9 protein-coding genes are annotated in these 16,077 nt (G+C 57.9%); all 9 read right to left on the bottom strand.

Annotation, left to right across the window (positions count from 1 at the left end; genetic code table 11):
* Positions 1-89: 89 nt before the first annotated feature.
* Positions 90-677: a nucleotide exchange factor GrpE gene (gene grpE / locus HMJ29_RS13105; protein WP_171591921.1), complete on the bottom strand. Its 588-nt coding sequence runs from the start codon at positions 675-677 to the stop codon at positions 90-92.
* Entirely contained in the window at positions 664-948 is a 285-nt protein-coding gene (locus HMJ29_RS13100) for a molecular chaperone DnaJ (protein ID WP_171591920.1), read from the bottom strand. The genes grpE and HMJ29_RS13100 overlap by 14 nt, the downstream gene beginning before the upstream one ends.
* Positions 945-3,776, bottom strand: a complete 2,832-nt coding sequence (locus HMJ29_RS13095) for an ATP-binding protein (protein WP_171591919.1) — start codon at positions 3,774-3,776, stop codon at positions 945-947. Before HMJ29_RS13095 ends, HMJ29_RS13100 begins: the two co-directional genes overlap by 4 nt.
* Before the next feature lie 12 nt (positions 3,777-3,788).
* Positions 3,789-4,154 (bottom strand): LysM peptidoglycan-binding domain-containing protein, encoded by a 366-nt coding sequence (locus tag HMJ29_RS13090; protein ID WP_171591918.1) that lies wholly within the window; start codon positions 4,152-4,154, stop codon positions 3,789-3,791.
* A gap of 143 nt (positions 4,155-4,297) precedes the next feature.
* Positions 4,298-6,568 (bottom strand): Hsp70 family protein, encoded by a 2,271-nt coding sequence (locus HMJ29_RS13085; protein ID WP_171591917.1) that lies wholly within the window; start codon positions 6,566-6,568, stop codon positions 4,298-4,300.
* Positions 6,569-6,707: 139 nt separating this feature from the next.
* On the bottom strand, positions 6,708-7,865 hold the full coding sequence (locus HMJ29_RS13080) for a cysteine desulfurase family protein (protein ID WP_171591916.1): 1,158 nt from the start codon (positions 7,863-7,865) through the stop codon (positions 6,708-6,710).
* A gap of 5 nt (positions 7,866-7,870) precedes the next feature.
* Positions 7,871-9,364, bottom strand: coding sequence for a BREX system Lon protease-like protein BrxL (gene brxL / locus HMJ29_RS13075; RefSeq protein WP_171591915.1), 1,494 nt, complete (start codon positions 9,362-9,364; stop codon positions 7,871-7,873).
* 18 nt (positions 9,365-9,382) lie between these two features.
* Positions 9,383-11,695, bottom strand: a complete 2,313-nt coding sequence (locus HMJ29_RS13070; RefSeq protein ID WP_171591914.1) for an amino acid adenylation domain-containing protein — start codon at positions 11,693-11,695, stop codon at positions 9,383-9,385.
* A gap of 9 nt (positions 11,696-11,704) precedes the next feature.
* Positions 11,705-16,042, bottom strand: coding sequence for a coiled-coil domain-containing protein (locus tag HMJ29_RS13065; protein WP_171591913.1), 4,338 nt, complete (start codon positions 16,040-16,042; stop codon positions 11,705-11,707).
* Positions 16,043-16,077 lie beyond the last annotated feature (35 nt).

Here is a 16,077-nt window from a genome sequence, read left to right as displayed (position 1 = left end):
ATCACCCGCGTATGGACGCCAGACGGTAGTAGCTACACGGTTCTTAAATCTGCTGTAGTGAGAAAAGCAGTCCCACAGGCGAACAAGCACTAATTTTTTACCACAATCAATTCCGCTTCGCGCAGCACTGTGCTGCCACGAACATAACCTTGGCTGACAATGCTGATAATTGATTCATTGGGTTTGCCAGAATCAGGCATAGTATCTACTACTTTGGATAAGCCTACCAACAGCTTTCCTCCAGGAAAATCGATACGTTTTACTCCATAGCGTTCCAACTGGCGCCACAGCCTTTTCTGCAGCGAAGTATGGTTGGTAATGAGTTTGAGAGCATCAGCATCTCCCTCGTAACGCTCACGCAGACTGGCTTCCTTCTGCTCCATGGCATCTAGCAACTCAATTTGCCCTAACAGGAATTCACGAAGCTGATCCTGTTTTTCCTGTTCTTTGGCAGCTAACTGCTTTTTTAATTCGTGGATAAGGGTAAGCTTCTCCCCCACGTATTGCTCAAACTCAGCAGTAGCACTGTTTATTGAATCATCTACCGACCATGCTTGATCTGACGTGAAACGTCCTGTAAAGGACTTCCACCATGCACCAAATGCAGCTTTGTAACGAGACCTAGCCATGGGTTTATCCCTTACCTGTGAGGAGGCTTGGGAATTAGAGGGAATCATGGGCATCACTGTTGAATAAGTCAAGGTTGACTTCGGCCAGAGTGGGCCAAGTCAACTTGCGTGGGCGTTTGGCTTTGGGACGGACCGGGTACAAAAAGTCGGCTGCCAACCGGCGAGCTGGGCTTAGCAACTGCTGACGGGCGGTCATTAGCTCTGCCTGCGTGTGCAGCCGGGATTTTATGTTTTGCTTCACAGCTTCTTTGAACCCAAGATTGATTTCTTCATTGGAAGCTTCTTGAGTGAGACCTAATACTTCGTAAGGGTTCTTCATAACGCGCTTACTGGTTGTGTGGTAGCGAGCTTAGCTAAGTCCCGCATAAGAATGAGTTTCATTCCCATTGAAATGCCTTTTGCTGAGAACTGCCCAGAAAGACTTGGCTTTGTTGCTGCTAGCATAAGTGCATCAGGGTCGATCTTAGAGGAGGATAACATAGCTCTATACTTCTGATATACGGGCACTAGGTGTTCTGCAACTACTTGTCGAATAGTGCGATTCTGAGCTGATGATATTTGCTTGTAGGCCTTCTGCAACGCTGGCAGTTCCTGCATAATACCGTTGTTATCTGTGATGGCAGACCTACATATGATTCCGAAGACAATGACCAGATTAGCCGCGACACGGTCGTCATCGGGACGCCATGACCAGGCCCGGAGCAGGTGCTCTAACCCGGCAGTCTCGGTCATCTGCTCCTCGTTGAGCGCACCGATACACCAGTCGCAAAGATGATTGGCGCCGAGTACTTTGAATGTCTCTGTATTCGGGAAAGCTTCGATCAAAACCTGAAACGTGTCGGCTAAGCTTCCCTCTACTTCCTCCTCGTTTGCCGCACGAACCTGGGTAGTGAGTTGATTAATGAGTCGGTTTCGCAGCTTAGGATACGCATTGAACAACGCTGCTTGCTTGGGCAGTAATTTGGGAAGCTGGCGCAGGCTGGTGGTACGGGGCTCAGCAAAACAGGCCATAATCTGCTTTTCTGCAGTCAATGCTTCTTGGTAAGAAAGGAGTTGTGGGTTGGCCAGCTTGCCGTGATAGGGCAAGGCACAGTCCAGCAGTTTTTCCTCCTGTTCGCGGAGGTACTGGGCTGTCAGCTTTAGGACGATTGTGCGATTGGCCCCATAAGTTTGAGCTGCAAACGGAGTGGTAACTGCCAGCACTTTAGTCGTAATTCCCCCCATGCGGTCGAACTCCGCTATCAAGTTGACTAGCGCATTTCGCTCATTGCTGTAAAACTCTGCCGCCTGTGCCTGTAGCTGGGGTGGATCGATTTCGCCTAGGGCAGCTTCTACTACCCGCATCAGCTCGCGTTGAGTGTCGCCCAAAGATATGTTTTGGTCATCAGCAGGGTCGTGGTTGACGTTATCCGGTAAGTCGGGTAACGTGCAGACGCCTAGTGAATCTTCTAATGTAAAGGCCAGTTCATCATCCCAGCTGGTGCTTTCTAGTGAAGCGACCAGCACTGTGTTGGAATAGAGAGCCGTCAGCCAGAGAGACAAGATACGCTGATAATTGCTGGTGGTGAGGCCACCGGCCAGGATGATTCGAAGGCAAACAATACCAACATTTTTAAGCGTTTCGGGCGATGTCAAAAACCCCGACTTAGCCGTAAGCACATCAAGCAGGGGCAACAATTGCTGCTGTGTTAAGCCAACGGTGAGCAACCGTGACAAAACGTAAGGCTCCAGAGCAGCGACTTGCCGGCCTAATTGCACATCGGTAGCAGAAGTGCGCTTAGCTAATCCAGGAATAGCCTGATACACCTCTTGTAGTTGGACGAAGGTGGCTTGATCGTGCTGAGCAGTGGCAATAGCTACTTCCACTTCTTTGGCCAAGGCATCAAGTTGAGCTTGGGTAATAGCTGCAGCCAAAGCTGAAGCTTCCGAAATTTGTCCAGCTAAGTGAGGCAGGAATAGTTCAGCGGTTTCTACCCTTCCGGCTCTTAGGTAAGCTAAAGCAGCACGGTAAGCTAAGTCTACGCGTACTGCCGGTTCAGCCCGGTCAAGGGTTGCAGCGTCCGTGATGACAGTACCAACTCCGGATTTCAGAGCTATGATGCTGCGCCGCAGCTGAAGCGTAGCCACAGTTTGTAGCTCGCCCCGCTGTTGATGAATAGCCTGCGCAGCCTCGTAGTCTTGACAAGCGGCCTTCCAATTCGCCTGCGCCTCGTACTGCTCGCCTCGATTACGCTTAAGCCGACCGGTAAACAGCGAAATTTGACTTGGCAGTGCTGCTGCGGCCTCGGGCAGTTTGGCCTTAAGCGCACTGGCCTGCTCCAGCATACTGGTAGCTTGTTGCAGTTGAGTCAGCGCCGAGGTTTGCTCCTGTATAGATGATTTGCGTCCAGCTCCAGACACGGCTTGAGCCAGGACAACCAAGCGCATGGCTTCCGCGACACACCGCGCTTGTTTTAAATCGGTAAGCTGACTAATCACCGTGGCACGAACCAAAACGGCTGCCTGCTCTTTTAGTCCGGTGAAAGGCCCCTGCAGCTGTTGAAGTGCCGTGTTGAACTGCAGCTCAGCCGCATCGTATTGTTTTTGCGCCAGCAAAACAGCTCCCTGGTTTACATTAACCTGAACCCCAGCGGTAAGTAAACGTTGGTGGCATGCCACGGCACCGCTACGGAATTTGGTAACCGGCGCGCCTGTGCTAAGAGCATGCACCTTTTCCGTGCGGCCAAGGGCCTGCTCGAAGAGTTGAAGTGCGGCGGACCAACTACCAGCTTTTTGCAGCGGAGCCACCAATCCTTCTGTGCAACGCAGCAGTATATCGGCGGATTCTTGCTCTACCGCTGTGAGCTTGTGATGATCAGCAAATGCGTGGCGGCTGCGCACCCCATACAGATAGTCTAGCTCAGCCAACGCGGGTTGGTACTCCGACTTCTGAAGTGCCCGTTGTGCTTTGGTTAAGTGTAGCCGGGCCTGTACAGATGGAGCCCCGGCGTGACGCTTTTCCAAAAGGGCAGTCAGCAACTCCTGAGCCCGCTGGTAATTGCCGGCGCCAATGGCGGCTCCAGCCTTTTCAAGCTTCTTATCAGGCGTGTTGCTTAGGAAATAGATGCCCAGCCCAGTAGCTAGCAGTACGAGGATAAAGAACCACATAGTGCATTCGAATTACAACGTGAATAAGCGTAGCCGGCGGCCAATCGGCAGTCGGCGTGGGTCGTGTATATTGTTTTCCTGCTGCAAGCGGCTGGCCAAAGCTGCCCGACCATACAGTCGCCACGCAATACCACGTAACGTGTCACCGCGCCGCACTACGTAGGTGAATTCGGTAGGCGCAGCACCTGGACTAGCTGCTGAACGCGCTTTCAGGATTTGTAGAGAGTCGCGCAGGGCCTGTAATTGCGTATTGGCGGCCGATGTTACGATGTTGGATACCGCGACAGGAGGTGAGGTTGAGATAGCCGGGGCTAAGCCCCAGCCCACTATCAACCCACCACCGAGCAAACCAAAGGCGGCCAAGACAAGCGGCCACATTGGTTTGGATTTTGGCGGGGCCACAGGGGTATCTCTGAACTTGGCAACCAGATGCAGGCCACGCAAATCGGCGTCACACTGGGGACACGTTTGGGTTTCAGCGGGAATATCCCGCCGTTGACATACCGGGCAGTTCATGAGCACTAACCGATGATGTTCTTAGAAACCGTTTTGCCGATCGTACCCTTGTCCATGTACTTGTTGGCCAATACCTCAGCTTCCTCCATCGTGCTAAATGCGCCATTTCGGTCTCCTCGCTCGAAACAGGCCACGGCCTGATCGTGTAGGGAACGAATACGGCTGCCGTCAGGCGAGCCTAAGGTGGTAGCTTCATTGCTAGCCAACTTGATAAAAGCCAAACTGAGCAGCGACCAGTAGCCGTCAACCAATTCGGTGAGTTGTTCGCGGGCCTGTGCCCCGGCTATGCCAGAAACTTTGGCTTGCGGTATGAGCGCGCGCATCTGACGGAGGTCGTTAGGCTCGATGAGCTGCGGATAGCTGGCGCAATATATTTCGGCCAGCATAGTATCCGTATTCTCGTCGTTGCTGGGTTCAGTGATGCGGTAATAGTCGCCCCAGACACATTCACGTAGTTCGGGCCAGCGCGTATCCAGGCCCTTATCATTCCCAATTGATTCGGCTACGCGCAGATAGCGCAACAATGCCTCTGCCAATTGCTGGCTTTGATTAGCGCTGAATTCTCCGGCGTTGAAATCATCAATCATCTTGTCAATACTCTGCAAGGCCTCTTCATCTTTCTGGCCTCGGCCTAGAATAACCTGCTTAGCTTTATTCGAATACCCTTTAGGGTATACTTTACAGCTAATAGTCTCGTCAGCTGACAAGGCAAAATCGAACACGAACTCGCTGCCGGCAGGCAGGTTTTCTTCAATGGTGGCAAAGCCGAACGTCTGACGCTCCCGGCGCCCTCCTTCCACGTCGGATTGGACGTCAACTTTCATTAGCCGTTGTTGGTCGCCGGAAGTACGGAAGATGCGTGAGGTACTGGCAGGCATGGGGGTCTGCTTCTCAAACAGCCGCTCAGGGCGCTCAAGACCCGTATGCCGGTCCGTCACCATCATGTACAGGTCATGCTTGGTGGTGAGCGTTACCTCGCCTACGCCGCGTTCTTTCACCTCGGCAGCCACGTTATAGTCGCAGCTAGGGCATTTGCTGGCAGATTGCGGTACCGCTGCGCCGCAGTTAGGGCACTCGTAGGTTTCGCCCATGCTCTGAGCGAGCATAGCGGCACCTTCAGCAATGGCCAGCATCGGCTTTTTACCCACTTTAACTTTATCAACTCCAAACCGCTCAGCCATTAGCTGCCGGACCAGCGGGATGCAAGAAGAACCTCCCACCAGCAGGAACGCGTCAATCATGTCCGGGGTGTAGCTCATTTGATTGAGCAGTTCCTCGGTGAGTGCTACGGTGCGCTCCACGAATGGGCGGATGATTTTCTCAAACTCAGCCCGGGTGATGGTAAGGTCTATATCAATGGCGTTACCGTCCTCATCCTCTAGCAAATCCTCGATCAGTAAGCTCTGCGACTGGCTGCTGCTTAAATCGACTTTGATTTGTTTGATTCCCGAGCGCATAGCAAACAGGAATTTGTGACGCTTTTTGTCAGGCAGGTTATCAACTAAGTCCTGCAAGCTGGACAGACCATATTCCTGCTCAACTTTCTTGAACACATAATTATGGAGGGCCTGATCCAAATCATCGCCTCCCAGCCATCGGTCGCCCCCAGCGCCCATTTCCAGGCATTCCCGGTCCACAATATTTAATACAGACAGGTCGAAGGTCCCTCCGCCAAAGTCGTACACCACAACCGTGCTCAGCTCACCCGCTTTCGTGTTGTCCACCCCATAGGCAATGGCGGCGGCGGTAGGCTCAGCCAGCAGGCGCAAAACTTTAAGGCCAGCATAACTAGCCGCCAGGCGAGTGGCATTTTTCTGCTTCTCCGTAAAGTAGGCTGGCACCGTAATAACGGCGTGGGTTACTTCACCATTCAGTTTTTCTTCGGCATCGGCTTTTAGTTTTTTCAGAATTTCGGCGCTGATTTGCTCCGGCGTGTACTGCCGTCCGCCCATCACCACAGCTACAGCATCACTGGTCCCGCCTTCCATAGGCACAATGCCGTACTGGTAATAGTTTTTCTTGCTGAGCATGTCCTGCACCATCGGATCGTTGATGGCGCCGCCCATGAGGCGTTTTACCGATACAATTGTATTTTGAGGATTGGCACCCAGCATATTGTACGCATGCTTGCCTACCAATATTTCCTCATTGCGTAGGGCCACGCACGAGCGGGTTAGTTCTTCGTTTTCACGGTTACGGAGCACTTCTACATCTCGGGTCTTAAATGCCACCACAGAATTGGTGGTACCCAAGTCGATACCAATAATGTTTTTCATAAAGGTGTTTGCAAGCAAAAAGGGTTGAGGTGAAGTGACCAATTTACGACTTGGCCGTGTCGGGGCAAATGAGGTTTATCAAACCGAAACAAAAAATACAGTGCTTCCTACCATAAGCAGGGAAGCGACTAATGCTAGACTACGAAGCTTGCAGCGCGGAAAGCTCATGCAGTTGTTTAACCAGCAGCAAGTAAGCGTGCCGCAGCTCCTCGTCCACATTAAACCGCCCCAACCCCACCCGCACCGTAGCGCGGGCATTGTCGCGGGATAGGCCTAGAGCGAGCAGCGTAGCAGAGGGCTCCACGGTACCGGCGTCGCAGGCGGAGCCGGTGCTGAGAGCCAGGGTGGGGAGGCGGGCCAGCAGCGCGTCGGCTTCGAGGCCCGGGAATGTGAGGCTGGTGTTGTGCGGCAGCCGGTGGGCGAGGTTGCCGTTACGGTAAGCCGTGGGTACGGCAGCAAGCACGGCGGCTTCAAACTCGTCGCGGAGGGTAGCAAGCCGGGCGGATTCAATAGGCAGTAGCTGCTGAGCGCGGGTGCAGGCGGCACCCAGGCCTACAATGCCGGGAACGTTGAGAGTACCGGGCCGCCAGCCCCGCTCCTGCCCCCCACCTAAAGCCAGCGGCTCAAGCTGGGTGCGGCGAGGGTGACGGATGATAAGGGCACCAATGCCCTGGGGGCCGTAGAGCTTGTGGCCACTGATGGAGAGCATGTCTGCGCCCCAATTCAGCATGTCAAGGGGAATTTTGCCGACAGCTTGCGCGGCGTCAGTATGCAGGAGGGCACCGGCGGCGTGGGCTAATTGCGCCAGCTGCGAAATGGGCTGGATGGTACCCACTTCGCCATTTGCGGCGTGGACCGACACCAATAAGGTTTGGTCGTTGATGACTTCCGCTGCAGCAGCTAGGTCAACTGTGCCTTGTGAGTCAACAGGTAGCGTTATTACTTCAAACCCTTCACGGGCCAACTGCTTGGCCGGATTAGTAATGGCTTTGTGCTCGAGGGCGGAAATAATGATGCGCCGACGCGAACTAGTGGTGCGAGCGGTGCGGGCGTAACCTAGCAGAGCTAAGTTGTTGGCCTCTGTGGCTCCGCTGGTGAAAATTACCTCGCCGGGTTGAGCACCTACCAGACTTGCAATCTGCTCACGGGCTTGCTGCACAGCATCGGCGGTGCGCGTGCCAGCGAAATGCGGGGAGGACGGGTTGCCGAACTGGCCTTGGAAAAAAGGCAGCATGGCTTCCAGCACGAGCGGGTCGCAGGGGGTGGTAGCGTGGTGGTCGAGGTAGATGAGAGACATGGATACTAAGACCGTTCGACAGTGATGTAGCGGCCGTATTTACGGTATTCAGCGTCGAGGTTAAACAACTGGTCCCACACGCCCTGGCGGAGTTTGATGGCGGGTTCCACGCAGTATTTTTGGAAGTCGGCAGGACTGACTTCGCCGTGAGGAAAAAGCAGCTTCATGTAGCCACTAGCCAGAGCCCGCACACTTTCCTGGTTGCGCTGGTAGGCGTCGGGCCCGAGGTTGATGTGACGCGCACAGTAGGCGTCGGTGGTTAGCTCCTGGCGCAGGTGGAGCAGAATGTCGCTGAAGTAGTCGGCTTTCAGCCCACTTTGCTCCGCGAAGCTGGCGGGGGAAAGCTTAGGCACTTCCCAACCGGGAATCATGCCCTTGATACGGTCAAGGAAGGCGGTTTCCTGCAGGAATACGGGCAGCTCGCGCACAACTATGGGCTCGTTGGCTGGGCGCTGGTTGGCGTCGAGGGTGATGTTGGCCAGCAGCACGAAGCCGCAGTCGGAAGCCATTTCGTGCTTGCCGCCGCGGGAGATTTTGCCGTTGGCCAAGTAGCCTTTCAGGCCGCCGACGATTTCGGCGGGGTTGTCGAATTTGAGCGTTTGTACCTCATCCAGTACCACTACGGCGTAGCGGGCGAGGATGCCGGGCTGGTTGGTTTGGTTGTTGACGAATAGCACCGAAGGCGAAACATTGCCACCACTGATAAGGCGGACGAGCGGAGAAATATTTTCATAGATGTAGCTCTTGCCCGTGCCCTTCGGAGCCAATTCCATCAGATGCACGTTCTTCTGCACCAGCGGTAACAGGCGGGCCAGCACCAACAACTGGGCCTCGGGGCTGTAGGCGGCAGGATTGTAGCCCATGGTAAGCAGCAGCAGGGCCCGCCACTCTTCCAGCCGGAATTCATGCCGGGCCTCGCGCCACCGGTCGAGGCTGACGGTGGCTTGCATAGGTTGAAACTCGGTGATGACAATGCCTTGGTCGCGGATATAGAGCAGTTGGGCCACGCCCCACATTCCCTGCTGGAGCAAGGCCGGGTGAGCTTCGAGCAAGTGCTCGGCAATTTGAGCACGCTCTTCTCCAATCATCGGCAGTTTGGCTACTCGCTCGGCTTTTTTACCCGACAGCACCACATCTACCTGCACGGGGGTAAGAATACGCACGGCCTCACCGTTTAGGAGACGGTTGCGGATAAGGTTGCCCTCATCGGGCTTGGGCACTACGCGCGCGGCCCAATCGAGCACCTTAGCAGCATCTTCGGCTGAAAGCGGGCCCCGGCCGGGTACTTTGGACTCCAGTACCCACTCGGCAACGTAGCCGGGGATACCACGGCTTTGAAGCTTGGAAGCGGGCAAACGGCGCTTATCAATGGAAACGCTGCCAAACACGCGTTCCACTTTGGCCTCCAGGGCGGCTAAATCAACCCCGTTGACCAACGGAGTCAGCGTGGGAGCTGCAGGTTCAAATAAACTAAACAGGTCGTCCGGGTTCGTATTCATGGTATAGGCAAAGATAGATTACAGGTCGCCTAGCAGGTCGACCTGCTGCGTTTGGAATTCGTCGGTGCTGAGCTGGTTGATTAGCTGGAAGGTAAGCTCCTGCCCATCAGCCTGCTCAACTACGATGCTTACTTCCGCTGAACTGATTCGCTGGCCGGCGGGCCAATCGGCCAGGGGTAGCGTCAGCGTGGTGGTTTGCTTGCCCGGCAGCGTAGCTGCGGCGGGTAGTTCGTGCACGGTGCCGGTGGTGGGCCAAGCCAGGACCAAGCGGCGTACCTGCACGGTATGGTCGCCGTGGTGGGTAAGCTGCACGGTAACGGAGCCGGTGGCTCCTACCCTACCCCGGCCCGCGGCGCTACCCGACAGGCGAGCGGGCGACACGTGGCGGCTTAGGCTGAGCCAGGGCACTACTACTTCCTCGGGCCAGAGGCCGCCGTGGGAGAAATTATCAGCACCGCTAGCTTGGCTACCGTCGGAACGGCGCACCCGGAAGCTACGCTCGTCGCGCACGACGCCCACCCAACCGGGCAGGTTGAACCAGGTGGATGGGTTGAGCCAATGAATATCGGGGGAAGGAGTGGGCGCGGGGCCATCCCCCAGGCGGTAGGCGACGCGGCCGTGGGCCTCAAAGCCTTCGGGCACCGTGATTTCGCGGGTGCCAGGGCCCATCATACGCCCGTGGTCGGTGGTAAGCATGAGGCGCAGCGCGTAGGTGCGAGGTACGGCACGGGCTATTTCAACGATGGTTTCAGCCAACTCGCGTAGCGCCGAGCGTGCCGAGCGGCGCACTACACTCAGCTCCCCTTTTTCGTGGTAGGCTTCGTCGGGTTGCAGGGGTTTCCAGACGAGCATCTGGCCACCCTGCAGCTGGTGGGCGCGGGTTACCGGGTCTTGATGGTCACGCACATCCGTATCGGCGGCGGCAGTGTGCTGCGCTAGGTGCGGTACCAACTGCTGGTAAGGCAGACCAGCCCGCACGGCGGCTTTTGTGAACCGGGTAATGGTGGGCAGCAACCCAAAGCAGGGCGTGGCCTGGGTGGCGGCTACGTCGCCGTGGGACAGCTCGGACACGTGACGAGCCAGCAAGCGGGCATCATTCCACCCCAGGCCATCGGCTATCACCCACACCACTATCTCCTGGGCGTGTTGAGGCTTTACTCGCGTAGATTGAGCCCAATATAGCTGTTGGTAGGGATGAGAAGCACCGGTGAGTTGGGCAGGGTAAGATTCCAATAACCATTCGCCAAATGCCAGAGCGTGAGTGCGAGCCGTGGCGGCCGCTTGAGGGTTATGAGGCTGCTCGGCCTGCCAGGCCCGATACGGCAGGTACTCGTCCGTCACCCAGCGCAGCATGGCTTCGGGCTCAGTGGGCAGGGTACCGGGCTCCGGGGGCGGAAGCTGCTTATGCAAGCAGGCGTATTCGGTGGCAGGCAAGCTACCGCGCAGGGCGCGGAGCAAATCTTCGGACAGAACGGCAGGCTGCTCATCCAGAAGGCGCAACACCACATCGAGAGCAGCTGGTACCAGCTCGGAGTGGCGCAGGGCGGCGCGGGTTTGTCCCCACCACGCGGCGGCAGTTAAGCCTGCTTCGGTACCGGCGGGGGTAGCCGCTACCTGGGCGCGCAGGTCGTCATCCCACTGCTGTTTGGCCTGGGGAATCCAGTCGGCGGGCAGAGGCAATGGGCATTCTGCCAGTTGAGCCAGGGCTTGGTATTCCGGGTAGCTGATGGCTACTTGGGGGAGCCCGCACCAGGCACGTAGCAGCTCTCTACCACTATCGGGCGCAAGGGGCAATAAGTAGTGCGCCGCGGCCGTTTCAGCTTGCCAGCGGCTTACCCAGGCCCGTAGTACCGGCGCAGGAACCGAGGATACGCCGTCGGTGGCTAGCAACCAGGCCAGCCACTGCGCAGTGGCCGACGTGAGCGGCGCTTGTTCAGCGCTGGGCTCAGCGTGCCAGAGGGGGCCAGCTTCGGGGTACAGCGTTTCCAAGATGAGAGGCAACGTCAGGGGAGCCGGCCACGCGGCAGTACCCCAGGCAGCCAGGAGCTGCTGCGCCAAGGCTTGGGCATCTGGGGTAGCGAGGGAAGGCACGGCCTGGCGAACTTTCTCGCCGGGAGAAACGAGCGACTGACAAGTACCGCCGGTCTGCTCCCACCACGTACCGGCCCAGTGGCCCAGGGCGGCTCCGCGCACGACTACGGGCGTGACCGGGCCCTGCGTGGCCTGCACGGTATAGCGCAACCACTCCACTTCGGAGGAGATGAGCGAGTGACCGGCCGGCACGGGGGCGTCGCCGTGGGGGTCGAGCAGAAGAACTGGGGAGGCTACCACAGTAGAGGATTAGGCCGGTTGAAGTTCGATAAGCTGTTGCAGGCGGGCTAACAGCGCCTTTTGCTCGGAGCGGTTGTCGATGTCGAGGAAGGCTTTTTCGGCAAAGCTGGCTTTATCCTGGGTTACGCGGCGCTGCAAGGCTTTTTCAAGGGTGTCGCGGGCGGCTTTCTCCTCATCGGGCAGAAAGTCCAGCTTACGCTCCAGCTCGGCCAGCAACAGGGCGGCCCCTTCCCCACTGTTATTGCGCTGGGTTAGCTCGGCAAGCTTGGCGCTGGCGGCCCGACGCTGCTCCTCGAACCGCTCCTCTAGCCGGGCCCGCTCTTGCTGTACCCGCTCGATTTGGGCCGGAGTATTGGAGGCTTTAGCGGCCAGCGAAGTGTAGTCTTTCAGAACCTTGCGGAGCGCTTCGGCCGTTTTGGGCTTTTGCCCACGCAGCTCGTCCAGGTCCTTTACAAACCGGGTTGCCAGCTCAGCCTGCTTTTGGAGCTGGTCGAGCACTTCGGCCTCGGGGGTTCCCTTGAACTCGTTGGTGCGCTGGTCCAGGGCTTTTTCGAACGACTTGATAACCTGCGCGTCGGTGAGGGTTGCCGCACGTACTTGCATGGCTACTACCCACTGTTCGGATTCGTGCTGCCGGCTGGTGAGCTTATCTACTGCCTCGGTAATGGCGGTGCGAGTAACGTCGGCCTGGGGTTCGGCCGTGCTGAAATAGGCCAATAGCTCGCGTAAGTCGGCCAGGGTGGCCGCACGTTTGGCTTCCGTGAGCTTTTCACGGATGGGGGCGTCCTGCTCGAGCTGGCTATAGGTGGCGTGCTTTTCTTCCAGCTGCTGCTCGGCATCCTTGATGCGGCGTTCCAGGTCAGGTTCGCCCAGGGGAGCAACGAGGTTGAGCAAGGTAGCGAGTCCTTGTTTTGACAGGTCGTACCCCTTGATGGAACTGATATTTGCCAGATTGGTGCTGACCTCGGTTAGGTGCTGACGCAGCTTGCTGCTGACTTTGCGCTGGGCCAACGGCAGAATCGCTTGAGCCGGTGGCACGACGCGGCCGAGAGGAAAGCCTGCTTGGGTAGGATTCGCAAACAGGCTTTGCAGTCCAATCAAGGAACGAATGCCGTTAAAGTTGGCTGTCGTCGTATCCAGCGACTCATACGCTGGCTCTATTTTCTGCTCAAATTCAATGGCCTGCTTTAGCTCGAACTCCAGTTGTTTAGCGGCTTCTAGGGCTTCGTCCTGGAGCTGGGGCTTGGTGGCATCGGGGGCGGCGGCAAAGTCGCGCAAGTCGGCCAGGGCTTTTTCGGCTTCCTCTACCGTCATGGCATCATGGAAGCGCAGCCGGGTAACCAAGTCCTGGGCGCGGCTCTCACTGCCGGCCGCGTCGCGGCGGGAAACACGAATATCCAACGCATGAAGCATGTGCTCCAGAATCTGCCGGAAATCGTTGGTATTGCCCAGCCAGTCTTTAGGCTCTAACTTCTGGCCTTTACCGCTGATAACTGTGAGTTGATGACGGTTGACCCCGTACCAAGTGGCAAAGAGTAGTCCCAGCGAATACGGGTCGTAGCCGAAGGGCGGGTTGAGCAGTTGCAACAACACCGAGCGCAGGCGCACGGGTTCGGCACCAGCAGGCACGGCCTGGTCCAGCAAGTCCCAGGCGTGCTTCACTTGCGGCAGCTTGGGCGCCATCACGCGGGCGCTGGTGTCCACGACTTTCCAAGAGGCCGCTGGCCCCTCACGCAGGACTTTGCTGTACAGATCACGGGCCCGGCCCAGGTTGCTAGGGCGGGTAGCCTCGTCCCAATCGAGGAAGCTGCCTTTGTAGAGGCGCACGGCGGCCATGCCAACAGCTGTGCGGATAGAGTGCTGGCGAACAGGCGAGTCGCCAAGGAAAGGGGCAAACCGGTAGTATACCGTCTCGTAGCTGGCTTCGAGAATGTGATTGAGGCGGGGGGATTTTTTAGCCCGCAGTCGGTCCTCGATACCGGGGCGCTGCTGGGCGGGCACTACCCATTCGGCTGCTTGGTTTAGCTCCTCCTTCAGCGCCTGAGCGGCGCTCTGGAAGTTGGCATTCAGGGCAACGCGCCGCTGCTTCACGGCCTCTTCACCCAAGTTACGCACTAGGTTGGGCTGCTGCATTAGCTCGTCGAGGACGTGCAGCTCCAGCAGGTTATTGAGCAGCGCTTCGTGGGGCTTTTTGGGCAAGACAATAACGACCGGGGGGATGCGCTGCCGCTCGGAAAATGCGTTCAGCGCCTGTTCCAGGTCTTGGGCGGCGTGTTGGCGGTAATGCTGCACGTCGGCGTCGCTGGCGGCCAGCGGCAGCAATACGTACCCGCGAGCTGCGTCCGTGAGACGGCCATTAGCTTCCAAATTCTGGGCCTTTAGCACCTCGGTCAGCTGCGCTACGCTCCACTGCTCGCGGGGCAAGAGAATAACGCGGGCGGCCCACTCGCCGCCGGGGGTGTTGAGGAAACCGGCCTCTTCCCACTGGGGCAGCTCAGCCCGGCTGAGGCCGGCTTTGAGAGCAGCTTGCAGCGCCGAGGAGTTGCGCTTAAGCTGGGCCAGGTTGTCGAGCAGGGTTTGCTTGACCTTGGAGCCATCTTGGCCAGCGGCCCAGAAGCGGTAGGTTTCGCTCACGGCGTCCTTTTCGATGTAGCCCCCTACTTCGCAGAGGGTATCGAGAGTACGCTCCACGGCGGGACGGGGCAGGCCGGTAAGGATGGCCAAGGCGCCTGGGTATTCCGTGGTGGACGTGTCGCCGGGGCGGAAGCCCGCTGACTCGTACAGCAACATACCCTGCAGGATGGCTTCAGCATCCGGAATATTAGCGGGCGTTACCTTGCGCAAGGTATCCTCGTAGCGTTTCCAGGCGTCGTCGGAAACGAGCTGGTGCTGGTAGTATTTCACCAGCTCGACGGGGCGCACCCAGCAGAGCCGGCCGTCGGAAGCCAGGGCCGGCCGGCTACCGTAGTGCTGCATGGTGTCCTTCACAAAGGACAACACGGTACGGGCTGCGGTGCCCGCGCGCAGGGTAGCAGAGCAGAGCAGGGCCGTGGTGAGTGGGTGCAGGGGGTGGCAGCCGTAGGCCAGGGTGACGCGAATTTGGTCGAGCGTCCAGCCGGCGGCGTCCGTGTAACGCAGAGGGAAGAAGTTGCGCACCGAGTCAACGGCGTCAATTACGTCGTTGTCGGCCGGGGAGTCGTCGGGGGTTAGCGCGTCCCACACGGCTACATCCTGCTTCAGGTAGGCGTCAAGCACGGCCTCCATGGGCGAGTAGAGCGGGTTACGGCCCTCGTTGGGTAAACGCGTCAGCTCCTTTTTGAGGTCGTTGAGGGAGGCCTGCACGGTACCCCGCTCTTGCATAGCCAGCTCGGCTACGTCGTCGGGGTCCTGCTGGGCGAAAGCCAGGAACACGGCTTGCTTGGACTGGCGCAGGGCACTGACGCCATCGAGCAGACTTTGCAGGGGTAGGCTTTCGGTATGCAGGCCATACTGCTTGGCGTAGGCCTCTACGAAGGCGGCAAACTCATCGAACAGGACCAGAATACCGGCGAAGGGCTTATCGGGGCCGCAGAACTTAGCGGCAGTTTTGAGCAGCAGGTCACGGGGCGAGAGGGCCGCATCGAAGTGCGGGTACACCTTGCGCACGTGCTGCACTACTTTGTGAATGAGCTGGCGGTGGCGGCCGTCGCGGTGCTGCACGTCGAGGGTAGCGCGCAGGGCCCCGAAGTCGAGGTTAAGGTCGGCAGCGTAAGCGTCGAGGTAGGCGTTGGTGAGGGCGCGCTCTTCGGGGCTGAAGGAGTTGAGCACGGCCAGGGCTTCATCGAACCAGAGGCCTAGCTCGGCATCCTTGGTAGCAGGGTTTTCTTCCAGGGCAGTTTCGAGGCCGCGCACTACGGCGGCGGAGAGGCTGTCGGTCTCACCGCCGGCCAGGCGCAGGATGAGGTAGGGAGCCCGGTTTTCCTTGAAGTTGCGCAGGCGCTGGGCAATGCCGGGGGCTACGTGGTCGACGCCGCAGAGAATAGCTTCTACCTCGGGGGAGCCGGTGGGCTGGCCGAAGAAGTTGGCCAGGGCCAGGGCCAGGTGGGATTTGCCGTGGCCGTAGGTGGCCTGGAGCACCCGGCGGTTCTCGATTTCCTTGCTCTCAAACTCAAAGGCATCACAGAGCGACACCAGCACCTGTACGGACGGCAGCTCGCGGCCAATTTGCTGGTTGGTCCACTGATAGGCTTTAGCCAGAGCCAGGTTGTCGGAGTGGTCGGGATATTGGTCGAGCCGAACGTCATAGACGAAGCGGAACTCGGGATTGGGCACGGTAACGTCGCCGATGGTGGTAGAAGTTGCGACCATGGGAAAGCGGTAAACTAGAAGATGGGGACTAGGAC

Source organism: Hymenobacter taeanensis (assembly GCF_013137895.1).
Lineage (GTDB): Bacteria > Bacteroidota > Bacteroidia > Cytophagales > Hymenobacteraceae > Hymenobacter > Hymenobacter taeanensis.
This window is presented reverse-complemented; position numbering and strand designations above follow the sequence as displayed.